Consider the following 18,439-nt stretch of genomic DNA (forward strand, 5'->3'; position numbering starts at 1 on the left):
TGGAAAACACAGAAAAAGGCCTAAAATCAGTGATTTTGGCCGCTTTTTCTTGTGGAAAACTATGAAATTGAAAATGAGAAATTCACAAGCTATTTTAGCCTGTTGATAATTCTGTTTAAGTCTTCTTCTGATTGAAAATGTAATTGTAAGTCTCCTTTAAAGCCACTTTTAGAAAGTGATAAGGTGACAGGGAGACCTAATAATTTTGATAATTCTTCTTCTTGATGACGGATAAAAATATCTTTTTTGCTTACTTTAGAAGATGTTTTTTTCTTTTTAGTAGATTTTACAGCTTGTTCGAGTTTGCGAACGCTCATATCCTCGCTCAGAATTTTTTGGTACCACTTCTCCTGATCTTTTTCGTCCTTAAGTGTCAGCAGCACACGCGCGTGTCCTTGAGAAAGTTCACCTTTTTCGACGGCATGAGAAATAATCGTCGGTAAATTCAATAAGCGCAAGCAATTAGTGATATATGGTCGTGATTTTCCCATAAATTGTGCCAACTCTTCGTGAGTCATTTGGTTTTTATCGAGTAATTGCTGATAAGCCTTGGCTTCTTCAATAGGATTGAGATCAGAGCGCTGCAAATTTTCGACAATGGCAAGCTGCATGCTTTCTTTATTAGTAATATCTTTTATAATTGCAGGAATTTCGCTTAAACCAGCCATTTTTGATGCTTTAAGACGTCTTTCTCCTGCAATGAGCTCGTAACCAAAAATATCTGATTTACGGACGATTATCGGCTGTATGAGGCCGTTTGCTTTTATTGAGCGAGAAAGTTCTTCTAATTCTTCTTGCTTAAATTTCAAGCGAGGTTGGTAAGGATTTGGAGCAATATCGTCAATAGGTATGAGATTAAGTGTTTCAATCATAGTTTTTTCCTTTAAAAAATGAAGCTGAGAAGCTCAGCCTCATTAGTTTTTAGTTAAATTATTGATTTGATGAAGAGAGGTCTTGTGTTGTTTTCGTTAGTTTAATAGTTTCTGTTTTCTTGTCAGTACCACGATAGAAGGTTACCTTAATAGAATCTCCAGTTGAATGACCGTAAAGGACACTTTGAAGATCTGTGATAGAAGAAACATCTTTATCATCGATAGCTGTTATTACATCGTATTTTTTAAGTGCTCCTTCAGCAGGCATACCTGATTGAACTGAAGCAACGACGATACCAGCTGTGACGCTAGTTGGAATATTTAGGCGACTGATTGTTGTTGTTGACAAATCGCTTAGGTTAGCCATTGTGATACCAAGTGCTGGACGGATAACTTTTCCGTTTGCTTCTAATTGATTAATAATTTTAACCACATCATTAGCTGGAATAGCAAATCCCATACCTTCTACAGAATTACCTGATCCAGAATCTGAGGTAGAAGAAATTTTACTTGAATTAATACCAATCACTTGTCCTTCAATGTTAATCAAAGCACCACCAGAGTTACCTGGGTTAATAGCGGCATCAGTTTGGATAGCATTAGTTGAAATTGTTTCGCCATCGTCGTTAGTCATTGTAACTGTACGGCTTAGACTTGAGACAATTCCTTGGGTTACTGAGTTAGCGTAATCAGTACCTAGAGGGCTACCAATAGCAATGGCTGTTTCACCAACAGTAATTTTATCTGAATCAGCAAATTCAGCTACCGTTGTGACTTTATCAGAAGCAATTTTGACAACGGCGATATCTGAGTATGTATCGGCACCGACTAATTCACCGACTACTTTTGTACCGTCAGAAAGCATGATTTCGATTTGACTAGCACCATCGACAACGTGATTATTAGTAACGACGTAAGCAGAATTGCCATCTTTTTTGTAAATAACCCCAGAACCTTCACTAGCGATGCTTAAATCACTATCTGAGCTATTATTATTAGTGTTATTATCTAAATTGCCACCAAACATTTGCATATACAAATCATTTGAAGAGCTATTTGATTGATAATTGATGACTGATACGACTGCTTCTCCCACTTTTTCGACAGCTTTCGTCGTATCATTAGTATTTGAGTAACTTACTTTACTTGTTGTGGTTTTTGTACTTGAACCACTAACATTATTAATAGAGATGCCAGCCATATTCAACATGAGTAAGGCCCCAGCAACTCCTCCGATGAAACCAACTAAAATAACGGATAGTGGTTTAAGGATTTTTTTGTAATTGACTTTTCGAAATTTTATTTTTTTCACGTCTCTTCCTCCCTTTTTTTATTCACAGATAGCATATAAAAAACGACTTAATTATACCTTAAAAGATAAAAAAAATAAAGTAATCCACAGGTTGTGGAAAACTTTTTAAATTTGTTCAAAAATCCCTAAAATATAGCGATATTGAGCCTAATTACAGATTGTTAACATGTGGATAATGTGTGAAAAGCTTGTGAATATGTGGTAAAATAGAAGGCATGAAAGTAAAAATTATTGCTGTTGGAAAATTAAAAGAAAAATACTTAAAAGATGGTATTGCGGAGTATGGTAAACGCATGAGTCGCTTTGCCAAATTTGAAATTGTTGAGTTGCCCGATGAAAAAACACCAGATAATGCGAGTGAGGCGCAAAATCACCAAATCATGGAAAAAGAGGGTGACCGTATTTTAGCTAAAATCTCTGAGCGCGATTACGTCATTGTTTTAGCTATTGAAGGTAAACAATTCCCATCAGAAGAATTTAGTAAGATTATCGCCGATGCAACTTTGAGAGGTTATTCAGACATTGTATTTGTCATTGGAGGTAGCCTAGGTCTAGCTGACAAGGTAAAAAAACGTGCAAATCTCAAAATGAGTTTTGGTTTACTAACTTTACCTCATCAGTTAATGCGCCTAGTTTTATCTGAGCAAATTTATCGAGCTTTCATGATACAACAAGGAAGTCCTTATCATAAGTAAAAAGCAGTTCAATTTGAACTGCTTTTTCTAGTTTCATGTGAAACACTACTAGTGGAGAAAATAAAAAAACCGGCTAAAGCCGGCTTAAGATTTGATCCCAGCAGGATTCGAACCTGCGACCGTTCGCTTAGAAGGCGAATGCTCTATCCAGCTGAGCTATGAGACCATATCAACTTAATCATTCTATCAAAATAACAGCTTTTCTGTCAACTAAAAATCGAACTTTACACTGGCCTGCTTGGTTTTTAAAAAGTAAAGAATAAGTAAAAGAAAAAATTGCTTTTTTACTAGTAAACAATTTTCTTCTTTACCGAAAGTTCACCTGTAAATGCTTGATATTAAAGGCTTTTTAGCACGTTAAAATTGTTTGAATTTTTTGGCGATATTTTAGTGCAAAAAAACTTCAAAAAAAGTAAAAAAAATTGAAAAAAACTATAGACAAAGAAAAAATATCTGGTATAATAATAAGAGTGTTGAGGGGAAATCCTAAAACTTCTGGTCCGTTGGTCAAGGGGTTAAGACACCGCCTTTTCACGGCGGTAACACGGGTTCGAATCCCGTACGGACTATAAAACTACTGCTTAGCAGTTTTTTTGTTTATCCGGCATAGCTCAGTTGGTAGTAGCGCATGACTGTTAATCATGATGTCGTAGGTTCGAGTCCTACTGCCGGAGTGATAAGACACCTTCCTAAGTTTTACTTAGGATTTTTTATTGCTTAAAAAGAGCTAGAACAATTGTTCTAGCTCTTTTGGTGTTTATTTATTGCTTTCTAGATAATTAAGTGAACAAAAAAAGTATCCCTTGGATACTTTTTATTTTTTTCGTTTTCTGGCGATATTGTAACAGATAAATAGGAGGAGTCCAACTGATGATAACATTGTTCCTTCTTTAAAGCCTGTAGGCAGATAAGTCAGAACGACTTTGCCTTTTCCAGACTTGACGTCAACTTTCATAAAGCCGTCTTGAGCTTTTGATAAAGTGATTTTTTGGCCATTTTGAGTAGCTGTCCAACCTTTATCGTATGGAATAGTAAATAAGAGTGATGAAGCCTTGTCGGCTTTGTAGGTAGCTGTTACAGTGTTTTTATTGGTAGTAACTTTAACCTTTTGGCGATTAATGATTTCCATAGCCTTTTGATAGCTTGTCGTATCTAAGGCATAAAAGTTTGGTTGGTTAAAGGATACTTGGTTATTTTCAGGGAATGAAAGAGTAACATGCAAAGTTTGACTATCTTCAAAATATCCAAGATCAAAGAAAGTGTAGGCATTATCAGTTGTATATTCTGCCATTTTACCATTGACAGTAATTTGGACCTTCTGGCTATTTTCATTAGAGAAGGTGATATTTGGAACGCTGATATAAAGTTGCGTATTAGGAGCGACAGTAAGGTTATAATCAGCATGCGAATTTAATTGTCCGTCATTACTAGTGGTTACACGACCATTTAGAAGATTAGCTCCTCCTGATAATTGGGAAGCCACACGCGTGAAGTATTTTTCAGATAAGCCAGTGAGATTGTTCATCCAGTTAGTTTGGTTGTCAAGCGTGTTGACACTGAAGTCAATATCTTTGTAAAGACCATTGGTTAGAATTGCTAATTGGCTAGCGTATTGATTTTCATATAGTGATGTATTACCAGAGTTATCAAGGTAACGGAATCCAAATTTGTTGACATCAGTTTCTGAAAGATTGTATTTGACAGCAAATAAACTATCCATCAGCAAGGTATTATTTTGATAACGAAGGTTTAGATTCGTTCCAGTTGACTTAAAACCAAGTCGATCTAGTGTGCTGCTGGATGTCGTGTTTCGAATAGATGAGAACTGAGAAATACCATGATAATTGTATTTCATGCTGTCATTACCTGTTTGAGGAAGGAGCTCCTCGGTACGATAAAATGTCGTGTTTAGTTTTTGACTTTTTTGAATGAGTTTTTCAGTATCTGTCAAATTAAGCTCATAACTTTGACGAGAAGGAAAGACCCATTCGCTATTTAGGGCTGTAATTTGATAATAGGTGTTAAGTGAAGTTTCAAATACTGTAAAGAGAAGTGTAAAGCTAATGAATAAATTAAATGTTAAATACTGCTTAGCGTAGCTAATTAATATAATAGTGTAAGCAGCTAAGAAAGAAAAGGTGATAATGATTTGTGGTGCTTCTAAAAATTGATAATGATTTTTGAGCAGTACCGTAGTTAAAAAGCCAAGCCCTAGTGGAACAATACCAATAAGGTAATGCTTAACAGTTAATTCTTTGAGATGTGACAACGTTTCTGCGGCCAAAAGAATCACCATTAGTGAAAATGCCCAAGAATAACGGTGCAGAAACATATTTGGTGAGTGCATTCCTTGCCACATTAAATCTAATGGTTCAAGGTAAAAACTAGCAATAATGAGTAGTAAAACAATACCGTAAGCTAAACGTGTTTGCCATTTGATTGACTTGATGGTAAAGAAGATAATAGCTAAGATTAAAGGGAAAATACCTACGTAAATCATAGGGATTGAGCCAAATTTTGTTGTGTCATAAGCACCAACAAAGTTTTTGGCAAACAAGTCTAGGAACCACGAATTTTCTGTAAACCATTCTGTAAAGGTAGAGAATTTTTCGCCATGCGTTGACAGGTCCAAGTAAGTAGGTAGCAGCATGACACAGCTAGATAACCCAGCTAAGATTGACACTAGTGTAAAGTCTACAAATTGACGTCCCCTTATTTTCCAGTGGTTTTCCTTACTGATTTGAACAAGAAAATAAAGCACAAGGAAAATAGCAACCATATAACCAAAGTAGTAATTTTGAATAAAGAGAATGGTTAAAGTAAGGTAGTATAAGATGAATTTTTTCTGATTTAGTAATCGGTTAAGTCCTAGAATAATGAGCGGCAAAAGGATGAAGACATCCAGCCACATATTAATCTCAATCTGGCTAATAGCAAAGCTCATCAGCGCATATGAGCTTGAGAGGATAACGGTAAATGGTTTTAATACCTTTGGATACAGTTGGCGTAGGCTATAAAAGCTAGTTAATCCCATGCAAGCAACTTTTAACAATGTAAAGAGATAAATGGCATCGGGCATGCTTTTTAAGCTAAAGAAGTAGACAAAAGGTGAGAAGAAACTACCAAGATAATAGCTGATTAAAGCATAAAAATTTAATCCCAACCCACTGGTAAAGGTATAAAATAGACTATCTGAACCGTGTAAAATATTTCGTAAATTTTCAGCGAAAATAACGTATTGGTGAAAGCCATCACTAGCTAAAATAGTTGTCTCACCATTAAAGGAAATATTTTCAGCTAAAAGGGCTAGAAATAAAATCACGAAAGGCAAGAAGAATGCTGTTAGGTAGTAAATGGTGTTATTTGTTAGTTTAAAAGATTTTAGTTTCATAATGTTAGTAAGACAGGTTGAGATAATAATCCCAACCTGTTTCTTTTCTATAATGTAAAATATGGTAATGTCGTTTTAGACTACGACAAGATGATTAGTCTTTCCAAAGCTCTTTAACTTTTGCTTGAACTTCTTCATTTTCAAGGAATTCATCGTAAGTTTCATCGATACGGTCAATCACCCCATTTTTAGAAATGACAACGATGTGGTTGGCAAGTGTTTGGATGAACTCGTGGTCGTGACTCGCAAAGATGATAGATTCTTTGAAGTCTTTCAAGCCATCATTCAAGCTTGAGATTGATTCCAAGTCTAAGTGGTTAGTTGGGTCATCAAGGACAAGAACGTTTGATTTGAGAAGCATCAATTTAGAAAGCATCACGCGCACTTTTTCTCCCCCTGAAAGAACGCTAACTGATTTGTTAACTTCATCTCCAGAGAAGAGCATGCGACCTAGGAATCCACGAAGGAATGTGTTATCGTCTTCTTCTTTAGAAGCAAATTGACGAAGCCATTCAAGGATTGATTCACCTGAAGCAAAATCACGTGAGTTATCTTTTGGAAGGTAAGAGCGACTTGTTGTAACACCCCATTTGATAGTTCCTTCGTATTCGATATCATCCATCAATGCACGAATAAGAGCTGTTGTTTGAATATCGTTTTGTCCGATGAAGGCTGTTTTATCACCTGGACGTAGGATAAAGCTGATATTATCGAGAACAGTCTCACCATCGATTTTAACAGACAAGTTTTCGACTGTTAGAAGGTCCTTACCAAGTTCACGCTCAGCTTTGAAGTTGATGAATGGGTATTTACGACTTGATGGAACAATTTCTTCAAGTTCGATTTTATCAAGCATTTTCTTACGAGAAGTGGCTTGTTTTGATTTAGAAGCGTTGGCAGAGAAGCGAGCAACGAATTCTTGCAATTCTTTGATTTTTTCTTCTGCTTTAGCGTTTCGGTCAGCTTGCAGGCGAGCAGCAAGTTCAGATGATTGTTTCCAGAAGTCATAGTTACCGACGTAAAGTTTGATTTTACCAAAATCAAGGTCAGCCATGTGTGTACATACTTTGTTCAAGAAGTGACGGTCATGGGATACGACGATGACTGTATTTTCAAAGTCAATCAAGAAATCTTCTAACCAAGTAATTGATTGGATATCAAGACCGTTGGTTGGTTCGTCAAGAAGAAGAACATCTGGTTTACCAAAAAGGGCTTTGGCAAGGAGAACTTTCACCTTGTCACCATTAGCAAGTTCGCTCATGTTTTGGTAGTGAAGTTCTTCTGGAATATTAAGGTTTTGGAGCAATTGAGAAGCTTCACTCTCAGCTTCCCAACCGCCAAGCTCAGCGAATTCACTTTCTAATTCTGCTGCACGGACACCATCTTCATCTGAAAAGTCAGGTTTCATGTAGATAGCGTCTTTTTCTTTCATGATATTATAAAGGCGTTCATTCCCCATGATAACGACATCAATCGCACGTTCTTCTTCGTAGTCAAAGTGATTTTGACGAAGAACAGATAGACGTTCGTCTGGACCAAGGGAAACATGACCTGTTGTTGGTTCAATATCTCCTGCCAAGATTTTTAAAAATGTAGATTTTCCTGCACCGTTGGCACCGATTAAACCATAGGTATTTCCAGCTGTAAAGTTGATGTTAACCTCATCAAACAGTTTTCTATCGCTGAAACGTAGTGATACATCAGAAACTGTAAGCAATTTTTCACCTCATATTATTTATCTATAAGCTCATTGTACATGAAAAAGCCCCAATTTTCAATTAGAGAAGTGGGGCTTTGAGTTACGTTTGGGTTACATTGGTAAAATGGCGTCTTTTTCGTTGAGTTTGTAGTATTTTTTAAGGCTGAAACCACGTCCCATAACTTGTGTTGCGGGCATAACAACGATAAAGGCTGCTTCGTCGATTTTTTGAATATTTTTTTCTAAACGAGGGACTTCTTGGCGAGAAACGGTTGTCATTAACATGGTTTGATGGTCGCCAGAAAAACCACCAGTAACAGGGATTTCAGTGACACCACGGTCAGCTTCTGTTGAGATATAGTTTTTGATTAAGTCATTTTTAGGTGAAATAATCATCAAGTTACGAGATGAAGTAACACCGATTTGCATGCTATTTACCACGTATCCAATAACGAGTAAAGCAATAATCGAATACATTACTGTGTCAGTATCAAAGGCGATAAATCCCATAGCTACACTACAACCATCGACAATCGTCATGGCTACTGCTAAAGGAAGCGGTGTGTATTTATGGAGAATTTGGGTGATAATACCAGTACCACCAGTTGAAGAATTCCCCCAGAAAACAACTCCTAAACCAAAGCCACAGATAATAGCTCCAAACAGAGCAGCTAGTAGCGGATTATGAGTCAGATTTGGTAGATTTTCTGTCAATTTGACAAAAATAGAATAAATCCATGACCCATAAATGGTTTTGAAGAAAGTTTCTTTTCCAAGGAAAAGCCAACAAGCTAACAATAAAGGAACGTTGGTAATCATAACAAAGTTACCAGGATTCCAGCCAAATAAAGCTTTCAAGCTGACCGCTAAGCCGACCACACCACCAGATGCAATATGATTTTCAAGGAAAAAGCAATTGAAGCCAACAGCGGCAATAAAAGCTCCTGCAGTTACGAGTGCAAAATCAATCAGTCTTTTTTTCATAGTTAATCCTCTTTTTTATAACAAAACAAACGATTATATTATGGCAAAGAAGCAGCTTAACGTCAAGATTTTTGGGCAAAAGGAGTGTTTGGAAAATGCTGTTTTTAATCTTTCTAATTTAATTAAAACACAAAATGTATAATTATTCTTCGGACATAAAAGAGCTTAAAATGCTGTACAAACTTGACAAAGAACCTAGAATTTCATAAAATGAAGAAGATTCAGAAGAGTAATGTAAACGCGTACTTTTAGAGAGCTGATGGTGCTGTGAATCAGTAGTAAGCTTACATGAATGGGCTGATGGTAAAAGAGAATAATCTTTACATGAACCGTGTAAATTTTTATATAGTGGTAAGAGATGGTAGGTTAGTTCTATCAATTGAGGTGGTACCGCGTATTGACAACGCCCTCACGTAGTTTAACTACGTGGGGCTATTTTTTACTTTTGAAATTAATTTTGAGGTGATAATATGGCAAAACCAATTATTTTAACAGGTGATCGTCCAACAGGTAAATTGCACCTAGGACACTATGTTGGAAGTCTAAAAAATCGTGTTCTTCTACAAAATGAAGATAAGTATGATATGTTTGTCTTTTTGGCAGACCAACAAGCTTTGACAGACCACGCTAAAGAGTCTGAAATTATCAGAGAATCAGTTGGAAATGTTGCTTTGGACTACTTATCAGTAGGACTTGATCCAGCTAAATCAACAATTTTCATTCAAAGTCAAATTCCTGAATTGGCTGAATTGACAATGTACTACATGAATCTTGTTTCATTGTCACGTCTAGAACGTAACCCTACTGTTAAAACAGAAATTGCTCAAAAAGGATTTGGTAGCTCAATTCCAACAGGGTTCTTGGTTTACCCAATTTCACAAGCCGCAGATATTACTGCTTTTAAAGCTAATTATGTGCCAGTCGGAAATGACCAAAAACCAATGATTGAACAAACACGTGAAATCGTACGTAGCTTCAATCACACTTATAAAACAGATGTTTTGGTTGAACCAGAAGGTATCTTCCCTAAAAATGAAGCAGCTGGTCGCTTGCCAGGGTTAGATGGTAATGCTAAAATGTCTAAATCTCTTGGTAATGGTATCTACTTATCTGATGATGCTGATACTGTTCGTAAAAAAGTAATGAGCATGTACACAGATCCTAATCACATTCGTGTTGAAGATCCGGGACAAATCGAAGGAAATATGGTCTTCCATTACCTTGATGTCTTTGGGCGCGAAGAAGATCAAGCTGATATCGCTGCTATGAAAGAACACTACCAACGTGGTGGTCTTGGTGATGTGAAAACAAAACGTTACCTTCTTGAAATTCTTGAACGTGAGTTGGCGCCAATTCGTGAACGTCGTTTAGAATATGCAAAAGACATGGGTGAAGTATTCCGTATGCTTGAAAAAGGTAGCCAAGCTGCGCGTGAAGTTGCCGGTCAAACTCTTGCTGAAGTTAAAGCAGCTATGGGAATCAACTACTTCTAAAATAAACAGAACTCTGGGGCAAAGCCTCAGAGTTTTTTTTGGTAAATAATAACATTTGTTTTAAATGAGAATTGCAAAAATAATCAGTCTAATATAGGAAAGAATTTTTGGAAAAAAATTGAATTTAATTTGTTGACAAATGAATTTAGCGTGTTATTATAGTAACAATAAAAAATTAGCTAGGGTTAAAAATCCCCTACAAATATATAGAAAAGAGGGTTATTTAATGTCAAATTGGGACACTAAATTTTTGAAAAAAGGTTACACTTTTGATGACGTACTACTCATTCCTGCTGAAAGTCATGTTCTTCCAAATGAAGTTAACATGCAAACAAAACTTGCAAAAAATTTGACATTGAACATTCCTATCGTGACAGCTGCTATGGATACTGTTACTGACAGTAAAATGGCAATTGCTATTGCACGTGCGGGTGGTCTTGGTGTTGTTCACAAAAATATGTCAATTCAAGAACAAGCAGAAGAAATCCGTAAAGTAAAACGTTCAGAAAATGGTGTTATTATTGATCCTTTCTTCTTAACACCTAAACATTCTGTCTCTGAAGCAGAAGAGTTGATGCAACGTTACCGCATTAGTGGTGTTCCGATTGTTGAAACCCTTGAAAATCGTAAATTGGTAGGGATTATCACAAACCGTGATATGCGTTTCATCTCAGATTACCATGCTCCAATTTCAGCACACATGACAAGTGAAAAATTGGTAACAGCTCCTGTTGGAACTGATTTGGAAACTGCAGAACGCATTCTTCACGAACACCGTATTGAAAAATTGCCTTTGGTTGATGAAGCTGGACGTTTGTCAGGTCTTATCACTATCAAAGATATTGAAAAAGTTATTGAATTCCCTAATGCCGCTAAAGATGAATTCGGTCGTCTTTTGGTTGCAGGTGCTGTCGGTGTTACTTCAGATACATTCGAGCGTGCTGAAGCCCTCTTTGAAGCAGGTGCAGATGCCATTGTTATCGATACTGCTCACGGTCACTCAGCTGGTGTTCTTCGTAAAATTGCTGAAATTCGTCAACACTTCCCAGAACGTACATTGATTGCTGGTAACGTAGCAACTGCAGAAGGTGCGCGTGCTCTTTACGAAGCAGGTGTTGACGTTGTTAAAGTCGGAATTGGTCCTGGTTCAATCTGTACAACACGTGTCGTTGCAGGTGTCGGTGTTCCTCAAATTACTGCTATTTATGACGCAGCAGCTGTTGCGCGTGAATATGGTAAAACAATTATCGCCGATGGTGGTATTAAATACTCAGGTGATATTGTTAAAGCTTTGGCAGCAGGTGGTAATGCTGTAATGCTTGGTTCTATGTTCGCTGGTACAGATGAAGCACCAGGTGAAACTGAAATCTACCAAGGTCGTAAATTTAAAACTTACCGTGGTATGGGATCAATTGCAGCTATGAAGAAAGGTTCAAGCGATCGTTACTTCCAAGGTTCTGTTAACGAAGCTAACAAACTTGTTCCAGAAGGAATTGAAGGTCGTGTAGCTTATAAAGGTGCTGTAGCCGATATCGTCTTCCAAATTCTTGGTGGTATTCGTGCTGGTATGGGTTATGTTGGTGCTGAAGATATCTCAGCTCTTCATGAAAAAGCTCAATTTGTTGAAATGTCAGGAGCTGGTTTGATTGAAAGTCACCCACACGATGTTCAAATTACAAATGAAGCGCCAAACTACTCAGTACACTAAGATAGACTGAGATTAATAATTAAATCTCTGATAAGTTCGTAAACTTATCAGAGATTTTTTTGTGTAGGCCTTTACAAAATGGTGGGTTGTATGGTAGAATATGTAACTATGTTCGCAAAAAACATGAAATTTTCTTTTACTTTTCTGAAAAAGCGTTTTCATAAAAAGCGAATGGTTAATTATATATTTACAACAGTGTAAACAACGTTTACTAATCTGTAAAACATATCGTAAAGGAGAAAAAATGCAGGGTATTTTATTTGCATTAATTCCCATGGTAGCATGGGGAAGTATCGGGTTTGTCAGCAACAAAATTGGAGGTAAACCAGATCAACAAACATTAGGAATGACTTTAGGGGCACTTTTATTTGCCTTTGTTGTATGGTTGTTTGTTCAACCAGAAATGTCAGTAACACTTTGGGTTGTCGGAATCATCGGTGGTATGCTTTGGTCTATGGGACAAAACGGCCAATTCCGTGCAATGCAATACATGGGTGTTTCAGTAGGTAACCCATTGTCAAGTGGAGCACAACTTGTATTTGGTAGCTTGATTGGTGCCATTGTCTTTGGCGAATGGAGCAAACCAGTTCAATACACACTTGGTATTATTGCTTTGCTTCTTTTGGTTATCGGATTCTATTTCACAAGTAAACGTGATGCTGAAAAAGTTGAAACTAGCGAACTTACTGACTTTGGTAAAGGTTTCCGTGCTTTGACTTACTCAACAGTTGGTTACCTTTCTTACACTATTCTATTTAACAACATCATGAAATTCGATGCTTTAGCTGTTATCTTCCCAATGGCTGTAGGTATGGTGCTTGGAGCTATTATGTTCATGAAATTTAACGTTAAATTTGAAACAGTTGTTATCAAAAACGCAATCGTTGGTTTGATGTGGGGTGTTGGTAACATCTTCATGCTTCTTGCTGCTGCTAAAGCAGGTCTTGCTATTGCCTTTAGTTTCTCACAACTTGGTGTTATCATTTCTATTATGGGTGGTATCCTCTTCTTGGGTGAAACTAAAACACGTAAAGAAATGCGTTGGTTGGTAATTGGTATTGCATGCTTTGTTCTTGGAGCTGTATTACTAGGAATTGTTAAATCTTACTAATTATCATTGACAACATTGTCAATTCAGTTGTAAACACACAAAAAAGCTGGCTTAGGCCAGCTTTTTTAGTTTTCTTCAATAGTTCCTTGATTAACAGTGAAAATTTTCAACTCCTCTGGAAGTTTTGAAAGGTGTTCAAGACTTGTCGTTGTGATAAAAGTTTGAACATTTTCAGCAATAATCATTTTTAACAATTCTGTTTGTCGGTAGTTATCTAGTTCACTCATGACATCATCGAGAAGTAGAATTGGATAATCACCAGTAACATTCTTAATGAGTTCAATTTCAGCCATTTTAAGAGATAAAATCAAACTTCGGTGTTGTCCTTGGCTACCAAAATTGGCAGGCATATCGTTGATGAAAAATTCTAAATCATCACGATGAGGTCCAGCACCAGTATTTTTTTTGAAGATATCACGTTTGCGATTCTTTTCCAATGTTTTTAAGAAGTATTCTTTGATTTCACTTTTTTCTTGGAATGGCACAGATGATAGATAGCGAATTTTTAAATGTTCTAGGCCGTTAGAGATGGCATAGTGATAGCGATCGGCTTCTTTTTCGAGATTAGAGACGAAATCTAAGCGATGTTCCATGACGCGGCTACCAAAATCAGCTAATTGCTCATCAAGGACTGCTAAAAAGTCGATGTCAACTTTTTCAGCGGTTTTTAGGTAAGTGTTACGTTGTTTAAGGACATGATTGTAATTAGACAAATCAGATAGGTAGACAGGTTTGATTTGACCTAAATCAATATCAATAAACTTACGACGGAGGCTAGGTGCTCCTTTGATAAGTTGTAAATCTTCAGGTGCAAATAAGACGACTGTCATCACTCCGATATAGTCGGATAATTTCGCTTGTTTGAGGTGATTAACTCTAGTGACTCGTCCTTTACTTGATAGATTGATTTCCAAAGGAACTGTCCCACTTGAGCGTTGCAGAATACCTGAGACGCGGAGTTCTTTTTCTTGAAAATGAATCAGCTCTTTATCGGAACGTGTGCGGTGGCTGCGAGTTAAAGATAAGAAATAAATAGCTTCTAAGAAATTTGTTTTTCCTTGAGCGTTTTTCCCGATAAAGACATTTAGCCCGGGAGAAAATTCAAGCTCATTGGTTAAATAATTGCGATAATTTTTTAAGGCTATTTTTTGAATCCACATGCTTAAGTTCCTGGGAAGCGAACGGGTTTGCGTTCTTTAGTTGGCTTCGATTGTTTTTTCGCTTGTTTTTGTTTCTTATCTTTTTTATTTTTAGCGTTTAATTCTTTAACGATAGCAGCAACACGAGCTTTTTCAGCTAAGGCTTCAAGATGTTCATTCTTTTCTTCATCTGTTGGTGCGATAATATCGATAGTGATACCGTCTTCTGGAATGCTTACAACATCACCGAGACGAATTTTTTTACCGCGACGTTTTTCATCTTCGCCGTTGAAGAGAACGGTTGTTTCTGCTAAATAGGCTTTAATAGCACCACCGCTTTGGATAATACCTAGTTCTTTTAGTAAAGCTTGCAAGGTAATATAGTCATCAAATAATTTGTATTCCATCGTTTTCTCCATTTTATAATTCAAGTAATTATAACATAAACGTGGTATAATTTTAGCTAATAAAGTGTTTTAGTAAGGAATTTGTAATGAAAATAGTTGATGGTGTTGAATTACATCTAATCAAAAATGAAAAATTCAAAATGAACCATATTACCTTTCGGTTTTCAGGAGAGTTCAGCCAAAAAACGGTAGCCAGACGTGTTTTGGTGGCTCAGATTTTAGCAACGGCTAATGAGAAATACCCGACGGCACAGCGTTTTAGAGAGCGTTTGGCAAGCCTTTATGGAGCGACTTTGTCAACCAAGGTATCAACTAAGGGATTGGTTCATATTGTTGATATTGAACTAACTTTCATGAAGAATCAGTATGTGATGACTACAGAAAATCTCTTGGAAGAAGTGATTGAATTTTTATATCAAGTTCTTTTCTCACCGCTTGTAACAGTTGAGCAATATCAGTCTAAATTATTTGAGCTTGAGCAAGCGAACTTAATTAATTATTTAAAAGCTGATAAGGATGATAGTTTTTATAGTAGTGAGCTAGGTCTTAAAAAACTTTTCTTTACGAACCCAGCTTTTCAAACATCAAAATATGGGACAGCTGAATTAGCAGTTGCTGAAAATTCTTACACGGCTTTTCAAGAGTTTCAGAAAATGCTTCGTGAAGATCGCTTGGACATCTTTTTATTGGGAGAGTTTGATGACTATCGCATGTTACAATTGTTCAATCGATTTCCTTTTGAAGACCGTCAAAAAGATTTAGTATTTGACTACCAACAAGAATTTAGCAACATTGTTCAAGAAAAATTAGAAGTCAGAGAAGTTAATCAGTCTGTTTTGCAGTTAGGTTATTCTTTCCCAACTAGATATGGTGACAAGGATTACTTTACACTTCTTGTCTTTAATGGTTTGTTTGGAGGTTTTGCTCATTCTCGTTTATTTACAGAGGTTCGTGAGAAAGAAGGACTTGCTTATACTATCGGAAGTCATTTTGATATTTTTATAGGTTTACTGAATGTTTACGCTGGTATTGACAAGAAGAATCGCAATCGAGCGATGCAATTAATTAACAAACAATTTTCAACGATTAAGGTAGGTCGCTTTTCAGAAGCACTTCTTAAGCAAACGAAGAAAATGTTACAAGTCAATTTAAGATTGGCAGGAGACTCTCCAAAAGTATTAATCGAGCGTAGTTACAACGGTCAATATTTGAAGAATCATTACAGCGTTGACGATATGATTGACAACCTTGACAAGGTTAGTAAAGCTGATGTGATGCAACTAACTAGAAAGATTAAACTGCAAGCACTGTATTTTTTGGAGGGAAAGTAAGTGACAAAATTAGTTGAAAAAGTTTTCCCTGAAATTGGTGAAACTTTGTATACTGCTGTACTGGAAAATGGATTGAAAGTTTTTTTGATTCCTAAGACTGATTTTCAAGAGTCTTGTGGGATGTTGGTTGTTAATTTTGGCTCCTTTGACAATAAGTTTACACTAGATAAAAGTGAAAAATGCTATGAGAAGGGGATTGCTCATTTTCTAGAACATAAGTTGTTTGAATTGGAAGATGGTCAAGATGTTTCAGAGCTATTTACAAATGCCGGTGCCAACAGTAATGCCTTTACAACCTTTGACAAAACATGTTTTTATTTTTCAACGGTAGATCATTTAAATGAAAACTTAGACTTGTTGCAGCATTTTGTGGCAGATACTGCCTTTACAGATGAGTCAATTGAGCGAGAAAAATCGATTATCGGTCAAGAGATTGACATGTATCAAGATGATGCGGATTATCGACTTTATCAAGGAATTCTTGAAAATTTATATCCTAAAACGGCTCTTGCTCAAGATATTGCTGGAACTCAAGAAAGTATTGCCAATATTTCAGTAGCGGACTTGAAAGAAAATCATGATGTCTTTTATTCTCCACAGGAGATGATACTCTTAGTTGTTGGCAATTTTGATAAGGATGACATCTTTAAGCAAATTCAAGAAAGTCAAAAAGGAAAAAATAAGACAGCTCATCATCTTGAGCGTCAAGAATTGGCTTACGAATCTGTTGTGCCGAAGGCATCGGTTCAAATGGAAGTGACACAACCTAAACTAGCTATTGGCTTAAGAGGTCCTGCTTTATCAGAAGGAGAATCTACCTTGCGTCAAGAATTAGCCTTGAGATTATTTTTTGCGATGATTTTGGGTTGGACTTCAAGACGTTATCAAGAACTTTATGAAAATGGTCAGATTGATGACTCATTTGATTTTGAGATTGAAGTTTATCAAAATTTCCAATTTTTGATTATTTCTCTAGATACTTCAGTACCGATTGCTATGGCAACGAATTTGCGACAATATTTAAGCAAAGTAGCAATGTCTAGTGATTTGGAGGATTTGTCAGAAGAACATTTTGAAATTGTTAAAAAAGAATTGTATGGAGACTTTTTCAAGAGTCTAGATTCAATTGATAACCTTTCAGCGCAATTTATCAATCATCTTGCTGATGAGGAAACTTATCTATCGGTTCCTAAACTATTAAAGACTTTAAGTTTTGAAGAAGTTCTTAAAAGAGGAAATGATTTCTTAAGTCAATCAGACGCGACAGAATTCACAATCCTTCCAAAATAAAATCGAAATACTTGTTAAAATTTGCTATAATAAATCTGATTATATTTTATTAAAGGAAACCTTGTATGAGAGAAGAAACGATTGGTGAAATCTTAAGAAAAGGTCGAGTTGCCAAAAACTTGACACTAGAAGATGTTGAAGAAAAAACAGCAATTCCTTCACCACATCTTTTAGCATTAGAGTTAGAAAAATTTAAATTAATTCCTAAAGATGAAGTTGAAACTTATCTTCAACAATATGCGGAATTGGTAGATGTAGATGCAGCAGAACTATTAAAGCGCTATCGAGCACAAATATTTGCATCAAGTATTGAAACAGCACCAGTGGTTGCTGAGGATGAGAAAATTACAATCGTACCGAGTCATAAAAAAGTAGCTAAAACAGCTCCAGTTTCAGTTTCTAAACCTAAACCTGAACAAACAGATGATTTTGGTGTTGGTTCACGTTCAAGTCGTTATAAAAGTTCAGAAAAAACAGCAACTTATCTTCCGATTATTCTGCTTTGCTTAGTTGCTTTAGGAATTTTAGCTTTTGTTTCATTTGTCACTTGGACACAGCTTCAAAGCGATAGCAATCAAGCAAAACCAAGCTACTCTGTTGTTCATAGTTCATCATCAAGTAGCTCATCAACTCCAGAAAGTTCATCAACCAGTGAATCTTCTTCATCTGAAGAAAAATCATTGAAGATGGAAACTGAAGGAGGCGGAAGTAATTTAACGGTTAATCTATCAAATGTTACAGATAGTTTGACAGTTGACATCAGCTTAGCTGGTGCTGATAGCAGTTGGGTTTCTGTAAGCAATTCAGAAGCTGGCGATGCTGGAACACTTCTTTCTTCAACAGGAGTTTCAAGCTATTCAGCAACCCTTCCTGCAGGTACAAAAAAATCTGTGATTACACTAGGAGTCACTGCAGGCGTTAACGTTGCAATCAATGGTCAAGCGGTAGATACATCAGCTTTGACAAGCACAACATTAAGTTACATTACAATTAATATTCAATAATAA

Annotated in this window: 14 protein-coding genes, 3 tRNA genes and 1 other annotated feature; of the genes, 9 read left to right on the forward strand and 8 right to left on the reverse strand. The window is 36.3% G+C overall.

Annotated elements, in window-relative coordinates; translation table 11 throughout:
- Positions 1–89: 89 nt before the first annotated feature.
- Positions 90–872 (reverse strand): ParB/RepB/Spo0J family partition protein, encoded by a 783-nt coding sequence (locus tag SFC32_RS01820; RefSeq protein ID WP_411049826.1) that lies wholly within the window; start codon positions 870–872, stop codon positions 90–92.
- Between the two features lie 58 nt (positions 873–930).
- Positions 931–2,184 carry a S1C family serine protease gene (locus SFC32_RS01825; protein WP_411049825.1) on the reverse strand — a complete coding sequence of 418 codons (1,254 nt, stop codon included), beginning with the start codon at positions 2,182–2,184 and terminating at the stop codon, positions 931–933.
- 215 nt (positions 2,185–2,399) lie between these two features.
- Here SFC32_RS01825 and rlmH point away from each other — a divergent pair, with 215 nt between their 5' ends.
- Entirely contained in the window at positions 2,400–2,879 is a 480-nt protein-coding gene (gene rlmH / locus SFC32_RS01830; RefSeq protein WP_074564722.1) for a 23S rRNA (pseudouridine(1915)-N(3))-methyltransferase RlmH, read from the forward strand.
- A 92-nt stretch (positions 2,880–2,971) separates the two neighbouring features.
- On the opposite strand, the gene SFC32_RS01835 is transcribed toward rlmH, so the two are convergent.
- A tRNA-Arg gene (locus SFC32_RS01835) sits at positions 2,972–3,045 on the reverse strand.
- A 331-nt stretch (positions 3,046–3,376) separates the two neighbouring features.
- Here SFC32_RS01835 and SFC32_RS01840 point away from each other — a divergent pair.
- Both SFC32_RS01840 and SFC32_RS01845 read left to right on the forward strand, forming a co-directional pair.
- Positions 3,377–3,448, forward strand: a tRNA-Glu gene (locus SFC32_RS01840).
- 31 nt (positions 3,449–3,479) lie between these two features.
- Positions 3,480–3,553 (forward strand) — tRNA-Asn (locus SFC32_RS01845).
- Between the two features lie 140 nt (positions 3,554–3,693).
- Here the strand turns inward: SFC32_RS01845 and SFC32_RS01850 are convergent.
- The 3 genes from SFC32_RS01850 to SFC32_RS01860 all read right to left on the reverse strand — a co-directional run bounded on the left by SFC32_RS01850 (position 3,694) and on the right by SFC32_RS01860 (position 8,953).
- Positions 3,694–6,270 carry a YfhO family protein gene (locus SFC32_RS01850; protein WP_411049824.1) on the reverse strand — a complete coding sequence of 859 codons (2,577 nt, stop codon included), beginning with the start codon at positions 6,268–6,270 and terminating at the stop codon, positions 3,694–3,696.
- A 94-nt stretch (positions 6,271–6,364) separates the two neighbouring features.
- The gene (locus SFC32_RS01855; protein ID WP_074869659.1) at positions 6,365–7,987 is read right to left on the reverse strand and encodes an ATP-binding cassette domain-containing protein; all 1,623 of its coding nucleotides are present in this window, start codon (positions 7,985–7,987) and stop codon (positions 6,365–6,367) included.
- A 93-nt stretch (positions 7,988–8,080) separates the two neighbouring features.
- Complete coding sequence (locus tag SFC32_RS01860) at positions 8,081–8,953, reverse strand: YitT family protein (protein WP_093815631.1); 873 nt, start codon at positions 8,951–8,953, stop codon at positions 8,081–8,083.
- A 207-nt stretch (positions 8,954–9,160) separates the two neighbouring features.
- Positions 9,161–9,367: a binding site (T-box leader), on the forward strand.
- Between the two features lie 56 nt (positions 9,368–9,423).
- On the opposite strand from SFC32_RS01860, the gene trpS reads away from it, so the two are divergent.
- The 3 genes from trpS to SFC32_RS01875 all read left to right on the forward strand — a co-directional run bounded on the left by trpS (position 9,424) and on the right by SFC32_RS01875 (position 13,265).
- A complete protein-coding gene (gene trpS / locus SFC32_RS01865) occupies positions 9,424–10,446 on the forward strand; it encodes a tryptophan--tRNA ligase (protein WP_039696086.1) in 1,023 nt (340 codons plus the stop codon).
- 226 nt (positions 10,447–10,672) lie between these two features.
- Complete coding sequence (gene guaB, locus SFC32_RS01870) at positions 10,673–12,154, forward strand: IMP dehydrogenase (protein ID WP_133017769.1); 1,482 nt, start codon at positions 10,673–10,675, stop codon at positions 12,152–12,154.
- Positions 12,155–12,398: 244 nt separating this feature from the next.
- Complete coding sequence (locus SFC32_RS01875) at positions 12,399–13,265, forward strand: GRP family sugar transporter (protein ID WP_074603194.1); 867 nt, start codon at positions 12,399–12,401, stop codon at positions 13,263–13,265.
- 65 nt (positions 13,266–13,330) lie between these two features.
- Here SFC32_RS01875 and recF read toward each other — a convergent pair whose 3' ends face one another.
- Positions 13,331–14,425: a DNA replication/repair protein RecF gene (gene recF, locus SFC32_RS01880; protein WP_074965490.1), complete on the reverse strand. Its 1,095-nt coding sequence runs from the start codon at positions 14,423–14,425 to the stop codon at positions 13,331–13,333.
- Positions 14,426–14,427: 2 nt separating this feature from the next.
- The gene (gene yaaA / locus SFC32_RS01885; RefSeq protein WP_074869649.1) at positions 14,428–14,811 is read right to left on the reverse strand and encodes a S4 domain-containing protein YaaA; all 384 of its coding nucleotides are present in this window, start codon (positions 14,809–14,811) and stop codon (positions 14,428–14,430) included.
- A gap of 86 nt (positions 14,812–14,897) precedes the next feature.
- Between yaaA and yfmF the strand changes: the two genes are divergently transcribed.
- From yfmF to SFC32_RS01900, 3 genes are all read left to right on the forward strand, one after another.
- The gene (yfmF, locus tag SFC32_RS01890; RefSeq protein WP_411049823.1) at positions 14,898–16,142 is read left to right on the forward strand and encodes an EF-P 5-aminopentanol modification-associated protein YfmF; all 1,245 of its coding nucleotides are present in this window, start codon (positions 14,898–14,900) and stop codon (positions 16,140–16,142) included.
- Positions 16,143–17,432 (forward strand): EF-P 5-aminopentanol modification-associated protein YfmH, encoded by a 1,290-nt coding sequence (yfmH, locus tag SFC32_RS01895; RefSeq protein WP_411049822.1) that lies wholly within the window; start codon positions 16,143–16,145, stop codon positions 17,430–17,432.
- 65 nt (positions 17,433–17,497) lie between these two features.
- Positions 17,498–18,436 carry a helix-turn-helix domain-containing protein gene (locus SFC32_RS01900; RefSeq protein ID WP_074564707.1) on the forward strand — a complete coding sequence of 313 codons (939 nt, stop codon included), beginning with the start codon at positions 17,498–17,500 and terminating at the stop codon, positions 18,434–18,436.
- The last annotated feature ends 3 nt before the right edge of the window (positions 18,437–18,439 follow it).

Origin of the sequence: Streptococcus sp. TATVAM-FAB8, from assembly GCF_046592795.1 — a bacterium.
Lineage (GTDB): Bacteria > Bacillota > Bacilli > Lactobacillales > Streptococcaceae > Streptococcus > Streptococcus ruminicola.